This is a genomic window from Parasphingomonas caseinilytica, from assembly GCF_036663755.1.
Classification (GTDB): domain Bacteria; phylum Pseudomonadota; class Alphaproteobacteria; order Sphingomonadales; family Sphingomonadaceae; genus Sphingomonas.
This window is the reverse complement of the sequence record NZ_JAXOJL010000005.1, coordinates 97,198-118,319: the sequence shown is the minus strand read 5'-3', so window position 1 is coordinate 118,319 and position 21,122 is coordinate 97,198. Positions and strand designations below refer to the sequence as shown.

Genomic DNA, 21,122 nt, shown 5'->3' with positions numbered 1-21,122 from the left:
GCTCCTTAACCAATCATCGCCAATGGTTACCGCCAATCGCGGGGGCCTAATGGACGATCTGCTTCAGGAATTCATTGCCGAAACCCGTGAGACGCTCGAGGCGCTCTCGGGGGAGATCGTCGCGTGGGAGAGCGATCCGTCGGATCGCAACCGGCTCGATGCGATCTTCCGCTTCGTGCATACGGTGAAGGGCAGCTGCGGTTTCCTGGACCTGCCGCGCCTGGCCCGGCTGAGCCATGCCGCCGAGGATGTGCTGGCGGCGGTACGCGATGGCTCGCGCTCGCCCGATACCAAACTGGTCAATGCCGTATTGGCGATCGTCGACCGGATCGGCGAGATCGTCGAAGCGATCGATGCCGGTGCGGCGCTGGACGATTCGGGCGAAGACCTGCTGATCGCCGCGCTGGACGAGGGATCGGAGAATTTGGTCGTTGCGGTCGCGCCGCTCGCGGTGCGCGCGCAATCGCGGAGCGTGCGGCTGAACGTGGATCTGCTCGATCGGATGATGTCCGGCATGTCGGACATGGTGCTGGCGCGTAACGAACTCGCCCGGCGTCTGCGTGACGACGGGGCCGATCCGGCGGTCGAGGCGGCGCTGGAGCGTCTGTCGCTGACCGTGGCCGAAATGCGCGACACGGTGACGCGGACGCGCATGCAGAAGATCGATGCCCTGTTCTCCGCATTGCCGCGCATGGTGCGCGATACGGCGGCCGAACTTGGCAAGGCGGTGACGCTGAACATCGAGGGATCGGACGTCGAACTCGATCGCGAGATGATCGAGATGATGCGCGATCCGCTCGTCCATATGGTGCGAAACTCGATCGATCACGGGATCGAGAGCGTGGTGGAGCGCATCAAGGCGGGCAAGCGCGAGAATGGCCGGCTGACCGTGTCGGCGCGCCAATCCGGCAACCAGATCATCATCGAGATTTGCGACGACGGTCGGGGGATCAATGTCGACCGGCTGATCGAGAAGGTCGCTGCGGGCGGACGGCCGATGCGCGATCTGCTCGCGCTGAGCGACAAAGCGAAACTGCAACTGGTGTTTGAGCCGGGCGTCTCGACCAAGGAAGAGGTGACGTCGATCTCCGGCCGCGGCGTCGGCATGGACGTGGTGCGCGCCAATATCGAACAGATCGGCGGGCGGATCGAGATCGACAATGCGCCGGGCCGGGGCTTGCGGATCGCGATCCACGTGCCGCTGACGCTGTCGATCATGGCGACGATCGGCGTGGGCGTTGGCGATCAGCGCTTCGCGATCTCGCGCCAGGTGATCGAGGAGATAGTGACGGTGCGCGGCGATGCGATCCGCATCGACATGCTCGGCGACACGCCGGCCGCGACGGTGCGCGAACGGCGCATGCCGCTGATCGATCTGGGCAATATCCTGGCGTTGCGCGATGGCGCGCACGATCATCCCGCGATGCTGGTGATCGTCGGCGTTCCCGGCGGCAGTTATGCGCTGGCGGTCGACTCGGTACTGGATCACGAGGAACTGGTGATCAAGCCGGCCACCCCCGCCGTGATGGCGACGGGCATCTATGCCGGACAGACCTTGCCGGATAGCGGACTGCCGATGCTGCTGCTGGATTGCGCGGGGATAGCGGCGGTTTCGGGGCTTGAGTTCAAGCGTGACGTGAGTGCGGACGACTTGGTCGAAGACGTCGCGGCGGACGGCGTTTCGGCGTTGCTGTTCGACGATCTGGACGGCGTGCGCCGCCTCGTGCCGCTGTCGGTGATCGACCGGGTCGAGCCGGTGCAGGCCGACGCGATCCGCTTCGCCGCCGGGCGGCTGCGACTGTCGGTGGAAGGGCGGATCATCCCGCTCGCCGCGATGGCGGGGATTGCGGACGGGCAGGATGTGCATGTGTTGCGCCTGCGCGATGGCGCAACCGAAATCGGTTATGCCATATCCGCGGCGCTCGACATCGTGACGTTGCCCGATGCGATGGTGTCCGCGCGCGAGGCCGGGCCGGTGGCGGGCGTGATCGCGATCGACGGCGACCAGATCGAATTGCTCGACGTGCACTGGCTGTTCGCCACGCATGGTGATGGACAACGGCCCGAAATCCCGCCGGTCTGCCTGATCGCGGGCAGCGAATCCGCGTGGATGACGACGTTCCTGAAGCCCGCGCTGGAAGGGGCCGGATACCGCGTCGCGACGAAGCTGAAAAAGGGCGAAAGCGCTGCCGTGGTGCTGACGATGGACGAGGAATCGGTCGCCGCGACGCATGCCGCGCCGGTCGTCCGGCTGCGCCACGATCGATCGCAGGCTGCGAACGATGGCAGCATCTATCGTTACGATCGTCCCGGGCTGCTCGCTGCGCTCGCCGAACGGGCAGGGGGTTTCAAATGAGCGCATTGTTCCTGATCGCGCATATCGCCGGGCGCGCCGTGGCGATCGATTCCGCGCAGGTCGAATCGGTCGTCGATATCGGCACCGTCATCCCGGTGCCGAAAACGAGCGCACAGGTGTTGGGCCTGACGGCGCTGCGCAGCCGGGTCGTGACGGTGATCGACACCCGCGCGGCCTTGGGCGTGGCGGCATCGGATGTGCCGGCCCGGCGCGCGGTGATCACCGTGGCCGAGGGGCATCATTACGCCGTGCTGGTCGATTCGCTGGAGGATGTCGCGCCGTTCGATCTGCTGCCTTTGTCGCCGGGCATCGTGCTCGACGGCGGATGGCGCGGGGCGGGCTGCGGCATCGTCGAGCGGGACGGGGAGCCGGTGCTGGCGATCGACCTGCGCGCCGTGCTGCCGGGGCTGACCACACTCGCCGCGTGAAATTGTAACGAATTAACGGGACGCTTACGCATTTCGGGCACACCGGTGGCGTTGCTATAACGGGAAGCATTCATGAAAACGTGCCTGGTCGTCGATGATTCGAAGGTGATTCGCAAAGTGGCGCGGCACATCCTGGAAACGCTGAACTTTCAGGTTTCCGAGGCTGGCGACGGCAAGGAAGCGCTCGATTCGTGCCTGGCCTCTGCGCCGGACGTGATCCTGCTCGACTGGAACATGCCGGTGATGAGCGGCATGGATTTCCTGCGCGCGCTCCGCGTAAGCGCAGTGACGAGCCGCCCGAAGGTGGTGTTCTGCACGACCGAGAACGGCATGGGCCATATCCGCGCCGCGATCGAGGCGGGGGCGGACGAATATGTCATGAAGCCGTTCGATCGCGAGACGTTGGAAAGTAAGCTCCAGATCGTCGGCATGGCCTGAAGGTGCCGCCGTCATGAAGCCCGCGCCCGCCGAGGCCGCAGCGCCCCCGGGGCGACCCGCCGCCGATCAACCACCGACCGTTTTGCCGACCGTCCTGCCAAAAATCCTGATCGTCGATGATTCGGCCGTCGCCCGCGCGGTGATCGGGCGGATGATCGAGGCCAGCCGCCGCTTCGCGCTGGCCGGTACCGTGCCCGACGTGCAGGCCGCTCTGGCCTTCCTGAAGACGCAGCGCGTCGATGCGATCCTGCTGGATATCGAGATGCCCGGCATCGACGGCCTGACCGCCTTGCCCGACCTGATCGTGGCCGGTGAAGGTGCCAAGGTGCTGGTCGTGTCCTCGTCGTGCGACGATGGCGGCGCGGCGACGATCCAGGCCCTGTCGCTCGGTGCCGCCGACACACTGGTGAAGCCCGGCGTCGGTGCGTTCGCCGGACGATTTTCCGATGTGCTGGTCGACAAGCTCTCCCGCCTGCTCGCGATCGATCCCGTCGCCGTACCGGCCGTTCAGATCGCGCCGGCCGGCATCGCGCCGCGTGTCGCACAGAACCGCTTCGACATCGTCGCGATCGGTGCCTCGACCGGCGGTATTCACGCGTTGAGCCAGTTGTTGCGAGAGATTCCGGCTGATTTCACCACGCCGATCCTGATCACGCAGCACCTGCCCGAATCGTTCATGCCCTATTTCGCAGCCCAGGTTGCCGTGCTCGCCGGGCGCCCCTGCGACGTCGCGATCGATCGGTTGCGCATCCGGCCCGGCCGGGTGATCATCGCGCCCGGCGATGGCCATATGCGGGTCGTCTCGCTCGGCGACGGAAATTTCGCCGTGCGACTGACTCGCGATCCGGCCCGCAGCGGTTGCATGCCCTCGGTCGATCCGATGTTCGAGAGCCTGGCGGAGACGCATGGTGCCCGCGCGATCGGTATCGTGTTGAGCGGCATGGGACGCGACGGCAGCGATGGCGCGCGTAAATTGGTCGAGGCCGGTGGTGCGCTGGTCGCGCAGGATCGGGCGAGTTCGGTAGTTTGGGGCATGCCCGGCGCGGTCGCTCCGCTGGCCGGGGTGATGTTGCCGCCCGGAGAGATAGGGCGGCTGATCGCGGACGGACGGCGGCCGACATGCTGAGCCCGCTGCCCCGCCGGCCGATCGGCCTGCCGAAGATCTCGCCATCGCCGCGGCCGGCCGCAGCGATGCAGATCCTGGCGGCTTTGCTCGAACAGCGCACCGGTCAGCAGATCGCCGCGAACCGCGAATGGCGGATCGAGACGGCATTGAAACCGGTGCTGCGCGAACGCGGACTCGAAACGCTCGACCAACTCGCCGGCGAGATCATCGGCGGCACCGACCCGCTGGTGGCCGATCAGGTGGTCGACGCCTTGCTCAATCAGGAAAGCTCGTTCTTCCGCGACGCCGCCGTGCTCGACATGGTCGGCGCGGCGATTCAGGACATGCGGGCGCAGGCACCGACGCGGAACATCCGGGTCTGGTCGGCCGGCTGTTCGATGGGGCAGGAGCCCCTGTCGCTGGCGATGCTGTTCGCCGAACAGGTCGAGGCGACGGGCGGGCGCATGCCGGAGATCGTCGCCACCGACGTGTCGGAAGCGGCGCTGGCCCGTGCGCGCATTGGGCGCTTCTCGCAGTTCGAGATCCAGCGCGGCCTGCCGATCCGGCGCATGATGCGCTGGTTCGATGCGGATGGCGGGGATTGGGCGGCGAAACCGGAACTGGTGCGGCAGATAAGCTTCCGCCGCCTCAATCTGGTCGCGGATCCGCTGCCGATTGGGAAATTCGACGTCGTCCTGTGCCGCAACGTATTGCTCTATCTGTCGCCGACCTTGCGGCGGCAGGTGCTCGACCGGTTGGCGAGCGTGATGCGGCCGGGCGGGTTGCTGGTGCTGGGCGCCGGCGAGACGGTGATCGGGCAGACCGAAGCGTTCCAGCCCGCGCCGGACCATCGCGGCCTGTATGAGATGATCGCCGGCTAAGCGTTTACTTTGCGCACCGCCCGTCGCAAGCGGTGGCCGGTGACACAGACTTCTCCTCCGCGCGGCTTCACCCTGCACGATTTTCTCGTCGTGCTGGTGATGAACGTGATGTGGGGCCTCAACATCATCGCGGTGAAGATGGCGGTGACGGCGATCTCGCCATTGACCGCGGGCTTCCTGCGCCAAGCCATCGTGCTGCTGGTGTGCGGGACATGGCTGAAGATCGTGCCGGGACGGATGCGCGCGCTGACCGCGCTCGGCATCCTGTCGGGCGGGGTGTTCTACGTCGCGATCAACCTGTCGCTGGCGGTGTCGCATAATGTCGGCGCGCTGGCGATCGCGGGGCAATTGGGCGTGCCGTTTTCGATGATCCTGGCGATCATCGTGTTTCGCGAACGCATCCGCCTGCCGCGCATGGCGGGCATCGCCTTGTCCTTTGCCGGCGTGGTGTTGCTGGTGTTCGATCCGGCCGCCGCGAACGAGGTGCCGGGGCTGGCGCTGACCGCCGTGGCGAGTTTCATCTGGGCGATGGGATCGATCATCCAGCGCTATCTGATCGGCGTGCCGGTGCTGACGATCTATGCCTGGATCGGCTTCTGGGGATCGATCGTGCTCGGGCTGCTCGCGTGGCAGGTGGAACCGCGGGCGATGGCGGCGATCCCCGATCTGCCGCTGCACACGCTCGGCTGGGTGGCATTTTCCGCGATCGGATCCAGCGTGATCGGGCAGGGATCGATGTCGTATCTGCTGCAGCGCCACCCGATCAGCATCGTCACGCCGCTGACGCTGGCGGCACCGGTGATCTCGGTCTTCGCGGCCTCCTATTATTTCGGCACGCCGCTCACCGCACTTATGCTAACCGGCGGGGGGATCGCGATGCTCGGCGTCGCGATCGTGACGATCCGCACCGCGCGGGCAGGGGACAATCCATGAAGGTTCGGGCATGAGCATGATCGATACGCCGTCTCCGAATTTCGACGATCGCATGCTGCCGGTCACGATGATCGTGCTGCATTACACCGGCATGCAGGATGCGGAATCGGCGATCCAGCGGCTGACCGACCCGGAGGCGAAGGTTTCGGCGCATTACCTGATCGCCGAGGACGGCACGGTGATGCAGATGGTCGATGAGGCGAAGCGCGCATGGCATGCCGGCCAATCGCACTGGCGCGGCATCACCGATGTGAACAGCGCGAGCATCGGGATCGAGATCGTCAACCCGGGGCATGAATTCGGCTATCGCGCCTTTCCGGATCAACAGATCGACGCGCTGCTGACGTTGGTCGCGGGGATCAAGGAGCGCCACGATATCGGGCGCGGCAATGTGGTCGGCCATTCGGATATTGCGCCTAAGCGCAAGCAGGATCCGGGCGAGCTGTTCCCCTGGGCGCGGCTGGCCAAGCTGCGGCTGGCCTTGCCCCGGCCGACTAAGAATCTGATGGATCCCGGCTGGACCGAGGGCGGCTTCCTGCTCGCGCTCGAACGCTTCGGCTACGACGTGTCGGACAAGCTGGCCGCCACGGTGGCGTTTCAGCGGCGGTTCCGCCCCGAACTGATCGATGGCGAGATCGACATGGAATGCCGCTGCATCCTGTTGGGTTTGCTGCTTCCCAAACCCCAAGGGGACGAGTAGGGCCACCGATGCCAGAGGGTCGGGCGACCGCGGGTGTCCTTGGACACGCGAGGAAAGTCCGGGCTCCACGTAACGACGGTGCCGGGTAACGCCCGGCCGGGGTGACCCGAGGGAAAGTGCCACAGAGAGCAGAATGCGACCGCTTCGGCGACGCAAGAGTGAAAGGGTGCGGTAAGAGCGCACCGCGCGCCTGGTAACAGGGGCGGCACGGCAAACCCCACCGGGAGCAAGACCGAATAGGGGCGGCACATGGGCTTCGTTTCAGCTCGTCGCCCGGGTTGGTTGCTTGAGCCTGCATGCGAGTGCAGGCCTAGAGGAATGGTCGCCCATCCCGTTTCGGCGGGTGGACAGAACCCGGCTTACAGACCCTCTGGCGCTTCTTCCTTCGCTGGACGATAGTCCCGCCCGGGTGACGCACGGGGGCTGGCGAATGTCGAAAACGCGGACGATTCTGATTGGGGCGGCGATCGTGGCGGCGGCTCCAGCGCCGGCGCAGCAACAGGCCAAATCGACGGTGCAGCAGGATTTCGATGCCGCGACCGCATTGCAGGACAAAAGGGATTTCGCAGGCGCGCTGGCGGCGTGGCTGACGCTGGAGCGGCGCGTGTCCAATCCGCGCACCCGCGCGCTGGTGCAGGCGCGCAAGAGCGTCACCTTGCTGGCGCTGGATCGCAAGGACGAGGCCGCCGCCGCGGCGCAGGCGAGCCTTGCCGCCTTGCCGGTATCCGATGCCACATTGCAGGAGGATCGTTACAGCGTGTTGGTCACGTTGGGCCGCATTGCCGAAGCCGCACTCGATTATGCCAGCGCGGCGCAGGCGTTTGGCGAGGCCGAGCGGCTTGCTGGGGATGCGAGCGCCAAGGTGGTGTCCGGGCGCGGGCTGGTCCAGACCCAGACCTTCGTCGATCCGGCCGCGGCGGCGCAGGCGATGACGCGATTGGAGGCTGTGCTCGCCAGTGCGCAGGCTGATGCCGGGGTGAAGGCTATGGTCAAGAAATTGCGCGGTCAGTTGCTGCTCAATCAGGGAGCGTTCGCCGCCTCGCGTCAGGCGACCGGGGATGCGGTGAAGTTACTGGGCGGGCTGACCTCCAAGACGAGCCTCGACGATGTCGAGGTGCGATCGAATTATGCGATCGCCGCGTTGCTCGAAGGGCGCAAGGACGAGGCGCGCCAATATATGGCGATGACCGGGGCGGGGCGGATCGAAAAGGGCAGCTTCGATCCGGGGCCACAGATGAAGGTGCCGGAATGTGGCGGCGAGGCGGGATTGAAGCCGGCCGATGTCGCCGTGGTGGAATTCAACATCGGCGATGACGGCGTCGTACGGGACAGCGCGCCGGTCTATGCCGCGGGTGGCGGGCAGGTCGCGCTGGAATTCGCGCGCGCGGCCCGGAACTGGAGCTGGACGCCGGAGCAGGTGAAGCAGATGCCGCGCTTCTTCCGCTATCGTGTGCGGGCGGAACTGCGCTGTTCGACGTCGTTCGAGCGGCCGTCGATCGGCAGCTATCTCGATGGCGAACTCGGCGCGTGGCTGGAGCAGAAGAAGGTCGCGCCTCCGCCGATGCTGACGGGATCGGATGCGGCGCTGTTGCCGCAGCTTCGCGTGCAGCTGGCGGAGGTGGAGCGCGCGCAGGGCGGGAGTGCGCTGGCGCTCGTGCCCATCCTCCATCAACTCGCGGCCAACAACGTTATCGGGCGCGAGGAGGCGGGCCAACTCGCCCGGCGCGAACTGGCGATCGCGATCGCCAATGGCGTGCCTCCGGCAGCACGACTGGCGATCGAGCCGGCCGCGTTGCTGGCCGATACGACCGAAGGCTGGAAGCCCGGCGTCTATGCGAGGATCATCACGCCGTTACTGACGGCGCAGCCTTATGCCGCCGACCCGGAGGCACGGTCGGCGATCCGGCTGATGATCGCCGACAAGGTGCGCGATGATCGCTCGCGTGCGCGCACATTGCTGGGCGAGGTTGGGGCGGAATCCGCTTTGCCCGCGAACCATCCGCTTCGCGTGGGGGCGCTGGTGCGGCTTGCGTCGCTCGAACAGCAGGCAGGGGATGCGGCGGCGGCCACGGCGGCGTTCGCGAAATCCGGGCTTTCGGCGCAGCAATGCGCGTTGGTCGATTCCACGCCGCGCATGCTGGGCGTCAACGCCAGTGGCGACAAATTCCCGCGGGAAGCGATGGCCTGGGGGTTCGAAGGCTGGACGGCCAGCCAGTACGACATCTCCGCCGAGGGCAAGGTGGTCAACCAACGCATCATAGTGGCGTATCCCCCGTTCGTGTTCGGGGATGCGGTGCTGGGGATGGTCAAGACGGCACGTTACGAAAAGAGCTATCGTCCCGATGGCGGGCTGGGGTGTGGTGGCAGCAGCATGCGGGTGAATTTCCGCATGCCGCACTGACCGCCGCGCTTGCGCTCTCGTCGTGCAGGCTTATGTCGGGCCGATGGCGCGTTCTTCGACACGATCGACCGATTGGGGTTTCCCTCGCTGGCGCGCTTATGGCGAGGCCGGCAGCGAGGCGGTGACCGTGCGGCTGTGCGATCGGCATGGTTGCACCGAAAAGGGCGATTGCCCGGCGCCGAAATCCCCCAACAGCCCGGAGCGCTGGTATTTCTGCCAGGACCATGCCGGCGAGTATAATCGCGGGTGGAATTACTTCGAGGGCCTGACCGCCGAGGAAGCCGCCGAGCGCGAGCGGGCCGAGACGCAGACCGCCGAGGGCTATACCGAATCGCGCCACAACCAATGGGCCGGGCCGGGCGACGGCAGCCGATCGCGCGACGAGATGCGCGCGCTGGAGGTGTTGGGGCTGGACCCGGACGTCGATTTCGCGGCTGTGAAGCTGGCATGGCGCAAGCTCGCCAAGGATAGCCACCCCGATCTGCGACCCGGCGATGCCGAAGCGGCGAAGCGGTTCCAGGCGGTGCAGGCGGCGTATGATGTGCTGCGGGCGGCCGAAGAGATGCGCGAATGGAAGCCGACCGTTTGAGTCCTGCCTCGTGAACGCGGCCGTATGAAGATCGTCCGGTCGGACTGGTCGCGGACGCTGCTGGTGTGCGGCAAATGTTCGAAGAAGCTGGATGGCGGGTTCGGGCCGAAGGGGCGTGAGAGCTTGGCCAAGGCGTTGCGCCGGAATCTCGGACTGAAGAAGGGCCGCAAGGCGGCGATCGGCGTGGTCGAGGTGAAATGCCTCGGCATCTGCCCGAAGCGCGCGGTGACGGTGATCGATGGGGCCGATCCGCATAGCTGGAAGCTGGTCGCCGAAGGGGCGGACCTGGATGTGGTGGCGGAAACTCTGGGACTGATCCAGCGTTAACAGATCGACGGCAGGGCAGAATTCAGCCTATATTCACGCCGGTTCTGCGATTCTGCCCCGATATCGAGGAATTCGCCATGAAGCTCGTTCATCTCATCGTCGGTAGCGCCTTGTTGATGGGCGCTGGAATGTCTGAGGCGCGAACGCGACTGACGCCCGAACAGCGGCTCGAAAAGATCACCGCTGGGCGGGTGGCCGGAAAGCCGGTCAATTGCATCTATCTGCGCGATATCCGGTCGACCGAGATCATCGACCGGACGGCGATCGCCTACACCACCAATAATGGCACGGTGTACGTCAACCGCCCGAGTGGTGCCAGCTTCCTGGATGATGACGATATTCTGGTGACGAACACCTTCGGCAGCCAATTGTGCAGCATCGACATCGTTCAACTGGTCGATCGCACCAGCCGCTTTCCGAGCGGGTCGTTGGGATTGAGCGAATTCGTGCCGTACCCGAGACCGCCAAAGGTCAAGACGGGGTCGTAAGCGGATCTTTCACGGCTTGAACCCACCGAGCAGTTTCTTCGCATTGCCTAGCGGGTTGGCGCGGAGTTTCGATTCCTCACTGCCGATATATTTGTAGATCCCATCCAGCGTTTGATCGGTGACGCTGTCGGTCAGCCCGTCCTTGTCGATCCCGAGGCCGCCCAGCAGCTTCGCGCCACCGCCCATCCGATCGAGCTGGCCGAACGCGCCGGTCTTGCCCAACGCCGTGACGATCATCGGGCGGATCTTGGTGCGCAGTTCATCGCCGGCGCTTTGGCGGAGATATTTCGTGCCGCCGTCGCCGGAGGACAGCACGCCGATGCCGCCCCTCACGTCCATCTTGCCGATCGCGCTGCGGAATATCGGCTTGGCTTCTTTGGCTGCGATGCCGGCGGCGTCGTTGATGCTTTTGGATAAGCCGTTGGTCAGCCCGGTCTGGTCGGCCAGCTTCATCAGCCCGCCCATCTTCTTGAGCGGGCCGGGCAGGGCGATCCGCACCGCTTCATCGGCGAAGAACGCGCCGGGTTGCGAAAGCTTGTCCAGCGCCCGATCCGAAGCGCCGGCCAGGATGTTGGTGACGGGCGCGCCGAGCATCTGCGTGGGCGCCGGCGTGGCGGCGGCTGCGGTGAGCAGCAGCGCGGCGACGGTCGGGTGAAATCTGGTCATGGCGCGGTGCATTCCCCAATACGGTGCGGAAGCCGACGCATAGCAGAGCGTGATCAGACTGCGTAGCGTTTCGCGGTTTCGCGGATCAGCGCGATCATGTTCGGAATGCCCTGCGTCCGGTTGGAGCTGAGCTGGTTCTTGAGATCGAATGGGGCGAGCGCGTCCGGGATGTCGGTGGCGAGGATGGCGGCGGGTGCCTGATCCTGCACGGCCAACAGCACGAGCGCGATGATGCCCTTGGTGATCGCGGCGTTGCTGTCGGCCAGGAAGTGGAGCGTGCCGTCATCGCGGACGGTAGGGTAGACCCAGACCGAGGCGGAGCAGCCGCGAACCAAAGTGGCGTCCGTCTTGAGCGGTTCCGGCATCGGCTCCAGCTCACGGCCGAGATCGATCAGGAGACGATAGCGATCGTCGGCGTCGAGGAAACTGTATTCGTCTTGCAGGTCGGTGAGGCTGGGCATGGGTGGGGCTATAGCGTCGCTGTAGCTGGTGCCAACCTTTCCCCATTCATCCCAGTGTATCCTTCGTCATCCCGGACTTGATCCGGGATCCCGTTGCCTTGCCCCGCACTCAAAAGAAGAAGCGGGATCCCCGCCTTCGCGGGGATGACGCGGGGGCGGCGGGTGTGCCTTAAAGATCCACGCCCGCCGCGATCGCTTCCAGTTTGCGGATGCGTTCCTTGAGGTCGGCGATCTCGATCCGGGCGCTGGCGTTGGGCAGGGCCTGGACCGGGCCGACATCGCTGCTGGCCTGCAATTCCTGGTGCTTGAGGGCGAGCCAGCCGCGCCAGCCGGTGAGCCCTGCGAAAGTGACCATGCCGATGGCGGCGACGCCGGCGGTGGCGAGGGTGATGTAAAGGTTCGGGTCGATCATGATCCCTGCTCCTCTGTTCGGGTTAGCTGCGGTCGCGGAGCCGGTCGATCTCGCGATCGAGGCGGGCGCCGCTGTCGTTGTTGTCGGTGGCGATGCGTTCGAGCACGGCCAGGCGTTCCTTCATCGCCTTCACCTCGTCGCGCAGCAGCCGGTTCTCGGCCTCGATCGCGGCATCGTCATTCTGGCGGAAGCTGGTTTCGTTGCCGAACTTGTCCTTCACCACGCCGTACTTGGCGCGAAGAACGCTGCCGATCGTGACGATGACGACGATGGCGACGACCATTTCAAACGGGTTCATCGACGTATCTCCCTTATTATAGTTTCAAGAAAACGAGGTGTTCAGAGCGCCCGGCGGGCTTCGCGTTCGAGCCGGCGGGCAGGGCGGTCGACCCGCTCGGTCAGCCAGGTGCCGATCGCGGCGATGCCGGCCATCACGGCTAGAAAAACGATCATTGTGTTGGTCCTTCAGTTGAGAGGCGCGCGGTCGTCGCGCAGCCGTTCGATTTCATCCGCGACCCCGATGCCGCGATCGGTGACGATCCGTTCGAGGACCCGGACCCGTTGTTCGAGCCGTTCGGTATGGGCGGCATATTGTGCCGCCTTCTCCGCCGTCTGGGCATTCAGGGCATCGCCCATCCTCTCCTTGTGGCTCAGCCAGCGCTTGAACATGCTGCTGCCGACCCCGAGGATCACCGGCAATCCGATGACGATCATGAAGAAGGTGATGAAGGTGAATGGTGACATGATCTGATCCTTGGTCTTAGCGGTCGCGCAGCGCTTCGATATCGCGCGCGGTGCGCTCGGCGGGGTCGGTGGCGATGCGTTCCAGCACTGCGATCCGTTCCTCAAGCCGGCCGATCTGCCCGATCAACCGTTCGTTCTCGCTGGAGAGCAGGCTGATCTTGCGTTCGGCGCCGGCATCCACGTCCTGGCGGCTGCTCTTGCCGGACCATTCGTCTTCCAGCGGATAGCCGTGCCGGGCACGGATCCAGTTGTTGACGATCCATCCGGCGTAGGAAATCGCGATGATCGCGATAACGAAGCCCGGTCCACCCCAATTCATTCCCCGTCTCCCGTTTGGGCGACAGCCTGGCGATTAGCGCAGGCTGTCGATTTCGTTGGCCAGACGGCTGTTGCGGCTGGTGTAGAAGGTTTCGATGTCGGCCAGCCGGCGATCGATGTCGCGGAAGCTGGAGCGGATTTCCGCGGTCGAGCGCTTCGGGTTGGAGCGGACGCCCTGCCAGAATTTCTGCTCGTCCGGGCTGTCGTACAGGCCGTAGGGCTTGTTGTCGGCCATCCAGTTGATCAGCCAGTAGGCCAGGATCGTCCAGGGGAAGCCCCCGGCCACCGTCAGGATCACCGCGCCGACCCGGACCCAGGTGGCATCCACCCCGGTATAGTCGGCGATCCCGGCGCAGACGCCGAGCCATTTCTTGTTCTGCTTGTCGACGTAGAATTTGGTGCGGCTGGCGGACATTTCAGTTCCTCCTCGTGCTGTAATCGGTGGACTGGGCGGCCGGCAGGCCGGGCTTCCAGTCGGGATTGTCGGCGGCGACGATGCGTTCGACGGTGTTCAGGCGGTCTTCGAGACGGCGCGAGAGCGAGTAGAGCTCGTCGAGCAGGCCTTCGTCCTCCTGCGTGATCTTCGGCGCGGTCTTCCACTTCGTTACGTAGTGGAGGATCAGCCAGGGCAGGGCGATGAAGATTGATGTGATCGGCACCGCGATGGAGATGAAATCGTCCATCTTATCCCTCCCGACCGATACGAGCCTTCATCGCGGCGAGTTCGGCATCGACCTTCTCGGCCGATTTCAGCTCGGCGATTTCCTCGTCCAGCGTCTTGGGCGCTCCGCCCAGACCGGCCGCCTCGGCGCGGCCCTCGGCCAGATCGACGCGGCGGTCGAGGATGTCGAAGCGCGAGAACGCGTCTTCCACCTTCTGGCCGGCATACATCTCGCGGACCTTGAAGCGGTTATGTGCGCTTTCCAGGCGGGTGACGATCTGGTTCTGCCGGGTGCGGGCCTCGCTCAGCTTCTTCTGCAGCTTGGCGATATCCTCTTCGGAGCTACGCAGCGCATCGTCGAGCACGGTGATCTCGGTTTCGAGCTGGACGGCCATGTCGGCGGCCTTCTGCTTTTCGACCAGAGCGGCCTTGGCGAGATCCTCGCGGTCCTTGCTGAGCGCCAGCTCGGCCTTCTCGGTCCAGCTGTCCTGCAGCTTGTCGAGCTTCGAGATGTGGCGGCGCATTTCCTTCTGGTCGGCGATAGTGCGTGCCGCGGAGGCGCGAACCTCGACCAGGGTTTCCTCCATTTCGAGGATGATCATGCGGATCATCTTCGAGGGGTCTTCCGCCTTGTCGAGCAGGTCGGAGAAGTTGGCGGCGACGATGTCGCGGGTGCGGGAGAAAATGCCCATTGGAAAACTCCTGGTTAGAACTGGGGCGGGAGGGGCGCCGGGACGGGCAAGGGGTTGAAGCGCCGTCCCGGCTTCGTGCTGCTGTTACGCTGCAGCGACGATTGCGGGGGCCGAAACGTGCGCCGGGCCGACGGCTGCCATCACGGTGACCGTGCTGAACAGAACGGCGAAGAACATTGCGGCGACGTTGCGGCGGAGATTGCTGGTCTGTGCGTACATGGTGGAAACTCCCTGTTTCGTGTCGATGCTCGTCGTTGCGACGATTGCCTTGGGTATTGCAGGGAGCGTGCCAGTTTTGAAAATGGCGGATTTGCGCCGTTTTCGGGGTGGTGAGAGGGTGTAGAGCGTTTTTGGTCTTGCGAAGGCTTGGGAAAATACGCCAAGCATTGGGAATGGATCGCACCTCCCAGGTCATCGGCCAATCGAACGTGTTCCTCGACGTGCTGGAACGCGCCAGCCGCGCCGCCGCGCTCGATCGCCCGGTGCTGGTGATCGGCGAACGCGGCACGGGCAAGGAACTGGTGGCGGAGCGGCTGCATCGCCTGTCGCCGCGCTGGGACCAGCCGTTGGTGATCATGAACTGCGCAGCGCTGCCCGAGACGCTGATCGAGGCGGAACTGTTCGGTCATGAGGCGGGCGCGTTCACCGGCGCGACCAAGGCGCGGGTCGGGCGGTTCGAGGAGGCGGACGGGGGCACGTTGTTCCTCGACGAACTCGGCACGCTGTCGATGGGTGCGCAGGAGCGATTGCTGCGCGCGGTGGAATATGGCGAGATCACGCGGATCGGTTCCTCGCGCCCGATGCGAGTCGATGTGCGCATCGTGGCGGCGACCAACGAACATCTGCCGGCCAAGGTCGAGTGCCACCAGTTTCGCGCCGATCTGCTCGACCGGCTGAGTTTCGAGGTGGTGACGTTGCCGCCTTTGCGGGCACGTCCGGGCGACGTGATGGTGCTGGCGGATCATTTCGGACGGCGCATGGCGGCGGAGCTGGGGCGCGACACCTGGGCAGGTTTCGGGCGCGACGCGATCGACGCGCTGGTCGATTATCAATGGCCGGGCAATGTGCGGGAATTGCGCAATGTGGTGGAGCGTGCGGTGTATCGCTGGGAACAGGCCGGGCCGATCGAGCATATCGAGTTCGATCCGTTTCATTCGCCGTATCAGCCGGTCGGTACCGCCGCGGTGGCGATGGCACCGGCGGCCGGGCAGGCGACGATCACCCCGTGCCCACCCGAGGCGACGGGAGACTTCAAGACACGTATCGCGCGCTTTGAGTGCGAATTGCTGGAAAAGGCGCTGGCCGAAAATCGCTTCAACCAGCGTGCCACGGCCGAAGCGCTTGGGCTGAGCTACGATCAGCTGCGCCATGCGCTGAAGCGGCACGGGCTAATTTCGGCGGGCGCGTCCGAATCGGTTGCGTAACGAAGTCGGCGGACCCATTTCGACGGGCAGGCGTTGCCCAACCATTCCGAATTCACAGGAGAAGACTCATGGCTTTCGAACTCCCCCCGCTGCCTTATGCATATGATGCGCTGGAACCGACGATCTCCAAGGAGACGATGACGTTCCACCACGACAAGCATCATGCGGCCTATACCGCCAAGCTGAACGAAGGCGTCGCGGCGGACCCGAAGCTTGAGGGCAAGACGATCGAGGAGATCCTGTCGGTGATCTCGACCCAGCCGCCGCTGGTGCGTAATAATGGCGGCGGTTTCTGGAACCACGCCTTCTTCTGGAAGATCATGGGCCCGGAAGGCACGACCAAGCCATCGGGCAAGCTGGCCGAGGCGATCGAGACCTATGGCGGGCTCGACAAGCTGAAGGAAGATTTCAACGGCAAGGGCGCGGGCCAGTTCGGTTCGGGCTGGGCGTGGGTGATCGCCGACGATTCGGGCGCGCTGAAGGTCGTCTCGACGCCGAACCAGGACAATCCGCTGATGGACGATGCCAAGGACAAGGGCACGCCGATCCTGGGTAACGACGTGTGGGAACACGCTTATTACCTGACGTACATGAACGACCGCCCCGGCTATCTGAAGGCGTGGTGGAACGTCGTGAACTGGGACGAAGCCGGCAAGATCTACGACGCCGCTGTTGGCTGAGTTTGGATGGCCCCTTCCTTCGGGAAGGGGTCAGCTATCGTTAGCGAACGTCCTGATAGCCCTTCGTGGCGGGCTTGCCGCGTAAGGCGATCCAGACGTAATTGATGAAATACAGACCGGCCATCTTGAGCAGGCCCTGCTTCTTCAGCCGCCGCCCCGATGTGGGCATGATGAATTTCGGCGAGAAGAGCACCTTTCCATGGGCTTTGGCGCGCTTGGCGATGTCGGCATCCTCGCCGTAGAATTCGATCGTGTCGTCGAATCCGCCCATCTTTTCCAGCACGTCGCGCCGGATCGCGAAATTGCCGCCGACCATCATATAGCCGGTGACGTTGTATAACGGGCGCGCGGTGACGAACCATCCGGTGGAAATCCGGTCGCGGATGCCGCTGAGGTCGTAGAAGCTGTAAGGCCCCGAGAGGCAGGCGAGGTCCGGGTTGGCGGCGAACTCCGCCTGGATCTGATCTACCCAGCCCGGTGGCGGTAGCGTGTCGGCATCGACATAGGCGATGATGTCGCCGGTGGTGGCCAGGAAGCCGCACTGGCGCGCGCGCGTGATGCCCTTGTGCGGTTCGAACCGGTATTGCACCGCCGGGTAACGCTCGATCACCTGCCGCGTGCCGTCCGTGCTGTTGTTGTCGACGACGATGATCTCGGCGACGTCGTTCGCCACGTTTTGCATGACCGCGTCGAGGCAGGCGGGCAGATACGCCTCTTCGTTATAGGCCGGGATGACGAGACTGATCTTCGGCCTTGATGGCTCGGCCATGACGTTTACCTAACTTTGCGATGGAGTATCAATCGGTAAGCAACGCAAACACAAAAGTTTTGATTGGGCCGGGAGGCGATGCCGACAATCAGGCGTTCGGCGGCACCGGCGTATCCTCCGCCACCGTCAGGCCGTGACGCAGCAGCATCGGGATATTGGCGAAGGCGAACAGCAATGTCAGCGGGATCGCGCCCCACAGCTTGAAGCCGACCCAGAAATCCCAGCTGGTCGAGCGCCAGACCAGTTCGTTGAGCAGTGCCATCGTGCAGAAGAACAAAGCCCAGTTGCGCGTCAGCTTGCGCCAGCCGATCGCGTTGAGGCCAGGATAGGCGGTCTCCAGCAGGGCCTGTAACAGCGGCCGGCCGGTCAGCAGGCCGAAGCCCAAGGTGCCGCCGAAGATGAGATACACGAAGGTCGGCTTCATCTGGATGAAGCGCGGATCGTGGAAATAGAGCGTCAGGCCGCCGAACACGACGACCAGCACGCCGGATATCCACAGCATCGGCGAAATCCCGCCAAGCTTCACGCGCGAGACGATCATCGCCGCGATCGTGGCGATGATGAAGGCGATCGTGGCGACGACGACCTTTGCGACGACCAAGGCCGCGACCTTGTCCACGCCGTCGAGGAACGGCGTCGTCCGCGCCACCAATTGCATCGCGAGCGGCGCGGGGAGCAGGAAGTTGGTCGCGAAGAAAACGATCAGCGGGCCGTAATCGAGCGCGAGGCGCAGGCCCGGCGAGGCGGGGGCGTGCTTGGGGGCGGGGGCGGTGGTCATCACAGCGCCCCTTCCACACCGGCGATGATCCGCGCAACCTCGTTCGGGTCGAAGGGGCGCAGGTCGCCCATCTGTTCGCCAACACCGATCGCGTGGATCGGCAGGCCGTATTTCTCCGCCGCCGCGACCAGCACGCCGCCGCGCGCGGTGCCGTCCAGCTTGGTCATGACCAGGCCGGTGACGCCGGCTTCCTTGCCGAACACCTCGATCTGGCTGAGCGCGTTCTGGCCGGTAGTGGCATCGAGGACGAGGACCACGTCGTGCGGGGCGGCGGCGTTGAGCCGGCCGAGGACGCGGCGGATCTTGCTGAGTTCGTCCATCAGTTCGCGCTTGTTCTGCAACCGGCCGGCGGTATCGACGATCAGCACGTCGGTGCCGATCGCGGTCGCCTGCTTCACCGCCTCGTAGACGATGCCCGCCGCGTCGCCGCCTTCCTTGCCCGAAATGATCGGCACGCCGACCCGCTCCGCCCAGGTGGCAAGCTGACCGATCGCGGCGGCGCGGAACGTGTCGCCGGCCGCCAGCATGACGGCATAATCCTGCTCCATCAGCAGGTGCGCGAGCTTGGCGATCGTCGTCGTCTTGCCGGAGCCGTTGACGCCGATGACGAGGATCACCTGCGGGCGCGGGAATGCCTCGATCTCGAGCGGCTTGGCGACCTTGGCGAGGACCTTCTCGATCTCCTCCGCCACGATCAGGCGGATGCCGAGTTCTTCCATGTTGCGCTCGAAACTGCCCTCCGCGAGGCGGGCGCGGATGCGGGCGGCTGTCTCCGGGCCGAGATCGGAGGCTATCAAGGCTTCCTCGATCTCATCGAGCTGCGCGTCGTCAAGCCGTGCGGCGCCGAGGCCGGCGAGGTTGCCGATCAGGCGATCCGAGGTGCGCTTAAAGCCGCCGAGCAGCTTGTTGTGCCAAGCGGTGCTCATACCAGAGCCTCCGCCTTTGCGTCACCCCAGCGCAGGCTGGGGTCTCGTGGGGTGGGCGTGGCGCGCGCCTCCTTGAGATCCCGGCCTTCGCCGGGATGACAATGGTGGGTGGGGAGGGCCGTGGCGATGAGATGGGTGTCGGTCATTCCGGTGATGCTTACTTCCTGGATGCTGCCGACGGGGAGGGTGTCGCAGCGGATTTCGGCGAAATTGGGTGTGTGGCCGCGGTCGCCGGGGCGTTCGACCAGAACGGTCTGCGTGGTGCCGATCATCCCCGAAAGCCACGCCGCGCGACGTTCCGCACCCGCCTTGCGCAAGCTGGCTGCGCGCGCCTTGCGTACCGGCATTGCCACCTGCGGCATGCGCGCGGCGGGCGTGCCTTCGCGTTCCGAATAGGGAAAGATATGGGCATGCACGATGTCGCAATCGTGGATCAGCGCCAGCGTATTGGCGGCCATCGCATCGTCCTCGGTGGGGAAACCGGCGATCAGGTCCGCGCCGATCGCGATTTCCGGCCGGCCCGCTTTGAGGCGTTCGACCAAGGCCACCGATTGCGCGCGGGAGTGGCGGCGCTTCATGCGTTTGAGGATCATGTCGTCGCCCGCCTGAAGCGACAGGTGGACATGCGGCATCACGCGCGCCTCGCCGGTCAGCAGCTCGAACAGCCGGTCATCGATCTCGATCCCGTCGAGCGACGACAGCCGCAGGCGTTCGAGCCGCGGCACATGACGCAGTAGGCGCTCGACCAGCAGACCTAACGTCGGCGCGCCGGGCAGGTCGGGGCCATAGCTCGTCAGATCGACGCCGGTCAGCACGATCTCGCGGTGGCCGGCATCGACCAGTCCGGCGATGCGATCCACCACCGCACCCGCCGGGACCGAGCGGCTGTTGCCGCGTCCGAATGGGATCGCGCAGAAGGTGCAACGATGGTCGCAGCCATTCTGCACCTCGACAAACGCGCGGGCATGGGCGGCGAAGGCGGCGGCGAGATGCGGGGCTGTGTCGCGCACCGCCATGATGTCGCCGACAATGACCGTTTCGCGGGAAGCCCAGGCGGCGGGGGTAAGTTTCTCGGCATTGCCAACGACGCGGTCGACTTCCGGCATCGCGGCGAAGCTCGCCGGATCGATCTGTGCGGCGCACCCCGTCACCACGATCTCCGCGCCGGGTCGGTCGCGGCGCGCCTTGCGGATGCGGTCGCGTGTTTCGCGCACGGCATTGTTGGTGACCGCGCAGCTGTTGACGACGACCATGTCGCGTCCGGAAACGAGCGCACGGATCGTTTCGCTCTCCGCGATGTTGAGGCGGCAGCCGAGACTGATGATGTCGGGATCGGCGCCTGCTGCAGCCGGGGAGATGGACATGGCCGGTGATCTAGTTGCGAACCCACCCGAAGTCCACGACGACGCCCGCGAGGTGATCGACTTCTGGTTCGAAGAGGTGCCGGAGGATAAATGGTTTGCGCGCGACGATGCGCTGGACGCGGCAATCGCAGACCGCTTTTCGCGGGTGCGGGACACGATCGTGGCTACCCGGGCTGAGGGATGGCGCGGCGATGCGGAAACGCTGTTGGCGGCCGTGATCGTCGTCGACCAATTCTCGCGCAACCTGTTTCGCGGGCAGGCCGAGGCGTTTGCCGCGGACGCGCTGGCGCTGGAATTGACGCGGTTGGCGATCGCGAAAGGGTGGGACCGGAATTTGCCGCTCGGGCAGCGTGCGTTTCTCTATATGCCGCTGATGCATGCCGAGGATGGGGATGCTCAGGCGGAAAGCGTCGCGTGCTTCACCGCATTGGGTGACGAGAATAATCTGAAATATGCGCGCGCCCATGTCGATGTCATCGCGCGATTCAGCCGGTTTCCGGGGCGCAACGCGGCGCTCGGCCGGGTGTCCACGGACAAAGAGACGGCGTTCCTCGCCAGCGGGCAGGGGGATTGGTAGCGGC

28 protein-coding genes and 1 other RNA gene are annotated in these 21,122 nt (G+C 65.2%); 15 read left to right on the top strand and 14 right to left on the bottom strand.

The annotated features are described in order from the left end of the window. The first annotated feature begins 49 nt into the window (after positions 1-49). From U1738_RS12170 to U1738_RS12115, 12 genes are all read left to right on the top strand, one after another. Entirely contained in the window at positions 50-2,356 is a 2,307-nt protein-coding gene (locus U1738_RS12170; protein WP_332789319.1) for a chemotaxis protein CheA, read from the top strand. Continuing rightward, complete coding sequence (locus U1738_RS12165) at positions 2,353-2,784, top strand: chemotaxis protein CheW (protein ID WP_332789318.1); 432 nt, start codon at positions 2,353-2,355, stop codon at positions 2,782-2,784. The genes U1738_RS12170 and U1738_RS12165 overlap by 4 nt, the downstream gene beginning before the upstream one ends. A 72-nt stretch (positions 2,785-2,856) precedes the next feature. Continuing rightward, positions 2,857-3,222: a response regulator gene (locus U1738_RS12160; protein ID WP_202090982.1), complete on the top strand. Its 366-nt coding sequence runs from the start codon at positions 2,857-2,859 to the stop codon at positions 3,220-3,222. 13 nt (positions 3,223-3,235) lie between these two features. Further along, positions 3,236-4,348: a chemotaxis protein CheB gene (locus U1738_RS12155; protein WP_332789317.1), complete on the top strand. Its 1,113-nt coding sequence runs from the start codon at positions 3,236-3,238 to the stop codon at positions 4,346-4,348. Between the two features lie 65 nt (positions 4,349-4,413). Beyond that, positions 4,414-5,208, top strand: a complete 795-nt coding sequence (locus tag U1738_RS12150; RefSeq protein ID WP_332789512.1) for a CheR family methyltransferase — start codon at positions 4,414-4,416, stop codon at positions 5,206-5,208. Positions 5,209-5,247: 39 nt separating this feature from the next. After that, the gene (locus tag U1738_RS12145) at positions 5,248-6,141 is read left to right on the top strand and encodes a DMT family transporter (protein WP_332789316.1); all 894 of its coding nucleotides are present in this window, start codon (positions 5,248-5,250) and stop codon (positions 6,139-6,141) included. Positions 6,142-6,151: 10 nt separating this feature from the next. Further along, positions 6,152-6,841, top strand: coding sequence for an N-acetylmuramoyl-L-alanine amidase (locus tag U1738_RS12140; RefSeq protein WP_332789315.1), 690 nt, complete (start codon positions 6,152-6,154; stop codon positions 6,839-6,841). A gap of 11 nt (positions 6,842-6,852) precedes the next feature. Beyond that, positions 6,853-7,219: RNase P RNA component class A (gene rnpB / locus U1738_RS12135), an RNA gene on the top strand. A 52-nt stretch (positions 7,220-7,271) separates the two neighbouring features. Beyond that, complete coding sequence (locus tag U1738_RS12130) at positions 7,272-9,242, top strand: hypothetical protein (protein ID WP_332789314.1); 1,971 nt, start codon at positions 7,272-7,274, stop codon at positions 9,240-9,242. Between the two features lie 43 nt (positions 9,243-9,285). Beyond that, a complete protein-coding gene (locus U1738_RS12125) occupies positions 9,286-9,831 on the top strand; it encodes a J domain-containing protein (RefSeq protein ID WP_332789313.1) in 546 nt (181 codons plus the stop codon). A 24-nt stretch (positions 9,832-9,855) separates the two neighbouring features. Next, positions 9,856-10,158, top strand: coding sequence for a thioredoxin domain-containing protein (locus U1738_RS12120; protein ID WP_332789312.1), 303 nt, complete (start codon positions 9,856-9,858; stop codon positions 10,156-10,158). A gap of 77 nt (positions 10,159-10,235) precedes the next feature. Next, on the top strand, positions 10,236-10,646 hold the full coding sequence (locus U1738_RS12115) for a hypothetical protein (RefSeq protein WP_332789311.1): 411 nt from the start codon (positions 10,236-10,238) through the stop codon (positions 10,644-10,646). A gap of 9 nt (positions 10,647-10,655) precedes the next feature. On the opposite strand, the gene U1738_RS12110 is transcribed toward U1738_RS12115, so the two are convergent. The 10 genes from U1738_RS12110 to U1738_RS12065 all read right to left on the bottom strand — a co-directional run bounded on the left by U1738_RS12110 (position 10,656) and on the right by U1738_RS12065 (position 14,987). Further along, complete coding sequence (locus tag U1738_RS12110) at positions 10,656-11,312, bottom strand: DUF4197 domain-containing protein (RefSeq protein ID WP_332789310.1); 657 nt, start codon at positions 11,310-11,312, stop codon at positions 10,656-10,658. Positions 11,313-11,365: 53 nt separating this feature from the next. Beyond that, on the bottom strand, positions 11,366-11,773 hold the full coding sequence (locus U1738_RS12105; RefSeq protein ID WP_332789309.1) for a SufE family protein: 408 nt from the start codon (positions 11,771-11,773) through the stop codon (positions 11,366-11,368). A 169-nt stretch (positions 11,774-11,942) separates the two neighbouring features. Further along, positions 11,943-12,185, bottom strand: coding sequence for a hypothetical protein (locus U1738_RS12100; RefSeq protein ID WP_332789308.1), 243 nt, complete (start codon positions 12,183-12,185; stop codon positions 11,943-11,945). Between the two features lie 22 nt (positions 12,186-12,207). Continuing rightward, positions 12,208-12,483 (bottom strand): hypothetical protein, encoded by a 276-nt coding sequence (locus U1738_RS12095; protein ID WP_332789307.1) that lies wholly within the window; start codon positions 12,481-12,483, stop codon positions 12,208-12,210. 167 nt (positions 12,484-12,650) lie between these two features. Continuing rightward, positions 12,651-12,929 (bottom strand): hypothetical protein, encoded by a 279-nt coding sequence (locus U1738_RS12090; RefSeq protein WP_332789306.1) that lies wholly within the window; start codon positions 12,927-12,929, stop codon positions 12,651-12,653. Positions 12,930-12,945: 16 nt separating this feature from the next. After that, the gene (locus tag U1738_RS12085; RefSeq protein WP_332789305.1) at positions 12,946-13,248 is read right to left on the bottom strand and encodes a hypothetical protein; all 303 of its coding nucleotides are present in this window, start codon (positions 13,246-13,248) and stop codon (positions 12,946-12,948) included. A 33-nt stretch (positions 13,249-13,281) separates the two neighbouring features. After that, positions 13,282-13,662: an envelope stress response membrane protein PspC gene (pspC, locus tag U1738_RS12080; protein WP_332789304.1), complete on the bottom strand. Its 381-nt coding sequence runs from the start codon at positions 13,660-13,662 to the stop codon at positions 13,282-13,284. A gap of 1 nt (position 13,663) precedes the next feature. Further along, positions 13,664-13,930, bottom strand: coding sequence for an envelope stress response membrane protein PspB (gene pspB / locus U1738_RS12075; protein ID WP_332789303.1), 267 nt, complete (start codon positions 13,928-13,930; stop codon positions 13,664-13,666). A 1-nt stretch (position 13,931) separates the two neighbouring features. Continuing rightward, positions 13,932-14,600, bottom strand: coding sequence for a phage shock protein PspA (gene pspA, locus U1738_RS12070; RefSeq protein ID WP_055783129.1), 669 nt, complete (start codon positions 14,598-14,600; stop codon positions 13,932-13,934). 84 nt (positions 14,601-14,684) lie between these two features. Continuing rightward, the gene (locus U1738_RS12065) at positions 14,685-14,987 is read right to left on the bottom strand and encodes a hypothetical protein (RefSeq protein WP_332789302.1); all 303 of its coding nucleotides are present in this window, start codon (positions 14,985-14,987) and stop codon (positions 14,685-14,687) included. A 5-nt stretch (positions 14,988-14,992) separates the two neighbouring features. Here U1738_RS12065 and pspF point away from each other — a divergent pair, with 5 nt between their 5' ends. Further along, the gene (pspF, locus tag U1738_RS12060) at positions 14,993-16,024 is read left to right on the top strand and encodes a phage shock protein operon transcriptional activator (protein ID WP_332789301.1); all 1,032 of its coding nucleotides are present in this window, start codon (positions 14,993-14,995) and stop codon (positions 16,022-16,024) included. 68 nt (positions 16,025-16,092) lie between these two features. Further along, positions 16,093-16,704: a superoxide dismutase gene (locus U1738_RS12055; RefSeq protein WP_332789300.1), complete on the top strand. Its 612-nt coding sequence runs from the start codon at positions 16,093-16,095 to the stop codon at positions 16,702-16,704. 40 nt (positions 16,705-16,744) lie between these two features. On the opposite strand, the gene U1738_RS12050 is transcribed toward U1738_RS12055, so the two are convergent. The 4 genes from U1738_RS12050 to mtaB all read right to left on the bottom strand — a co-directional run bounded on the left by U1738_RS12050 (position 16,745) and on the right by mtaB (position 20,541). Then, a complete protein-coding gene (locus U1738_RS12050) occupies positions 16,745-17,473 on the bottom strand; it encodes a glycosyltransferase family 2 protein (protein WP_332789299.1) in 729 nt (242 codons plus the stop codon). 88 nt (positions 17,474-17,561) lie between these two features. Further along, positions 17,562-18,251 (bottom strand): inner membrane-spanning protein YciB, encoded by a 690-nt coding sequence (locus tag U1738_RS12045; RefSeq protein ID WP_332789298.1) that lies wholly within the window; start codon positions 18,249-18,251, stop codon positions 17,562-17,564. Beyond that, complete coding sequence (gene ftsY, locus U1738_RS12040; protein ID WP_332789297.1) at positions 18,251-19,177, bottom strand: signal recognition particle-docking protein FtsY; 927 nt, start codon at positions 19,175-19,177, stop codon at positions 18,251-18,253. The genes U1738_RS12045 and ftsY overlap by 1 nt, the downstream gene beginning before the upstream one ends. After that, a complete protein-coding gene (gene mtaB, locus U1738_RS12035; protein ID WP_332789296.1) occupies positions 19,174-20,541 on the bottom strand; it encodes a tRNA (N(6)-L-threonylcarbamoyladenosine(37)-C(2))-methylthiotransferase MtaB in 1,368 nt (455 codons plus the stop codon). Before mtaB ends, ftsY begins: the two co-directional genes overlap by 4 nt. Between mtaB and U1738_RS12030 the strand changes: the two genes are divergently transcribed. Further along, a complete protein-coding gene (locus U1738_RS12030) occupies positions 20,540-21,118 on the top strand; it encodes a DUF924 family protein (RefSeq protein WP_332789295.1) in 579 nt (192 codons plus the stop codon). The genes mtaB and U1738_RS12030 overlap by 2 nt on opposite strands. Positions 21,119-21,122: the final 4 nt, after the last annotated feature.

What these genes read in the sequence shown, in the direction of transcription:
- U1738_RS12160 (WP_202090982.1), top strand. Translation starts at nt 2,857, where the DNA reads ATGAAAACGTGCCTGGTCGTCGATGATTCGAAGGTGATTCGCAAAGTG.
- pspF (WP_332789301.1), top strand. Translation starts at nt 14,993, where the DNA reads ATGGATCGCACCTCCCAGGTCATCGGCCAATCGAACGTGTTCCTCGAC.
- ftsY (WP_332789297.1), bottom strand. Translation starts at nt 19,177, where the DNA reads ATGAGCACCGCTTGGCACAACAAGCTGCTCGGCGGCTTTAAGCGCACC.
- U1738_RS12095 (WP_332789307.1), bottom strand. Translation starts at nt 12,483, where the DNA reads ATGAACCCGTTTGAAATGGTCGTCGCCATCGTCGTCATCGTCACGATC.
- U1738_RS12055 (WP_332789300.1), top strand. Translation starts at nt 16,093, where the DNA reads ATGGCTTTCGAACTCCCCCCGCTGCCTTATGCATATGATGCGCTGGAA.
- U1738_RS12155 (WP_332789317.1), top strand. Translation starts at nt 3,236, where the DNA reads ATGAAGCCCGCGCCCGCCGAGGCCGCAGCGCCCCCGGGGCGACCCGCC.
- U1738_RS12120 (WP_332789312.1), top strand. Translation starts at nt 9,856, where the DNA reads ATGAAGATCGTCCGGTCGGACTGGTCGCGGACGCTGCTGGTGTGCGGC.
- U1738_RS12030 (WP_332789295.1), top strand. Translation starts at nt 20,540, where the DNA reads ATGGCCGGTGATCTAGTTGCGAACCCACCCGAAGTCCACGACGACGCC.
- U1738_RS12125 (WP_332789313.1), top strand. Translation starts at nt 9,286, where the DNA reads ATGGCGCGTTCTTCGACACGATCGACCGATTGGGGTTTCCCTCGCTGG.
- U1738_RS12100 (WP_332789308.1), bottom strand. Translation starts at nt 12,185, where the DNA reads ATGATCGACCCGAACCTTTACATCACCCTCGCCACCGCCGGCGTCGCC.
- U1738_RS12140 (WP_332789315.1), top strand. Translation starts at nt 6,152, where the DNA reads ATGAGCATGATCGATACGCCGTCTCCGAATTTCGACGATCGCATGCTG.
- U1738_RS12150 (WP_332789512.1), top strand. Translation starts at nt 4,414, where the DNA reads ATGCAGATCCTGGCGGCTTTGCTCGAACAGCGCACCGGTCAGCAGATC.
- mtaB (WP_332789296.1), bottom strand. Translation starts at nt 20,541, where the DNA reads ATGTCCATCTCCCCGGCTGCAGCAGGCGCCGATCCCGACATCATCAGT.
- pspC (WP_332789304.1), bottom strand. Translation starts at nt 13,662, where the DNA reads ATGTCCGCCAGCCGCACCAAATTCTACGTCGACAAGCAGAACAAGAAA.
- U1738_RS12050 (WP_332789299.1), bottom strand. Translation starts at nt 17,473, where the DNA reads ATGGCCGAGCCATCAAGGCCGAAGATCAGTCTCGTCATCCCGGCCTAT.
- U1738_RS12090 (WP_332789306.1), bottom strand. Translation starts at nt 12,929, where the DNA reads ATGTCACCATTCACCTTCATCACCTTCTTCATGATCGTCATCGGATTG.
- U1738_RS12065 (WP_332789302.1), bottom strand. Translation starts at nt 14,987, where the DNA reads ATGCTTGGCGTATTTTCCCAAGCCTTCGCAAGACCAAAAACGCTCTAC.
- pspB (WP_332789303.1), bottom strand. Translation starts at nt 13,930, where the DNA reads ATGGACGATTTCATCTCCATCGCGGTGCCGATCACATCAATCTTCATC.
- pspA (WP_055783129.1), bottom strand. Translation starts at nt 14,600, where the DNA reads ATGGGCATTTTCTCCCGCACCCGCGACATCGTCGCCGCCAACTTCTCC.
- U1738_RS12170 (WP_332789319.1), top strand. Translation starts at nt 50, where the DNA reads ATGGACGATCTGCTTCAGGAATTCATTGCCGAAACCCGTGAGACGCTC.
- U1738_RS12165 (WP_332789318.1), top strand. Translation starts at nt 2,353, where the DNA reads ATGAGCGCATTGTTCCTGATCGCGCATATCGCCGGGCGCGCCGTGGCG.
- U1738_RS12085 (WP_332789305.1), bottom strand. Translation starts at nt 13,248, where the DNA reads ATGAATTGGGGTGGACCGGGCTTCGTTATCGCGATCATCGCGATTTCC.
- U1738_RS12115 (WP_332789311.1), top strand. Translation starts at nt 10,236, where the DNA reads ATGAAGCTCGTTCATCTCATCGTCGGTAGCGCCTTGTTGATGGGCGCT.
- U1738_RS12130 (WP_332789314.1), top strand. Translation starts at nt 7,272, where the DNA reads ATGTCGAAAACGCGGACGATTCTGATTGGGGCGGCGATCGTGGCGGCG.
- U1738_RS12105 (WP_332789309.1), bottom strand. Translation starts at nt 11,773, where the DNA reads ATGCCCAGCCTCACCGACCTGCAAGACGAATACAGTTTCCTCGACGCC.
- U1738_RS12110 (WP_332789310.1), bottom strand. Translation starts at nt 11,312, where the DNA reads ATGACCAGATTTCACCCGACCGTCGCCGCGCTGCTGCTCACCGCAGCC.
- U1738_RS12045 (WP_332789298.1), bottom strand. Translation starts at nt 18,251, where the DNA reads ATGACCACCGCCCCCGCCCCCAAGCACGCCCCCGCCTCGCCGGGCCTG.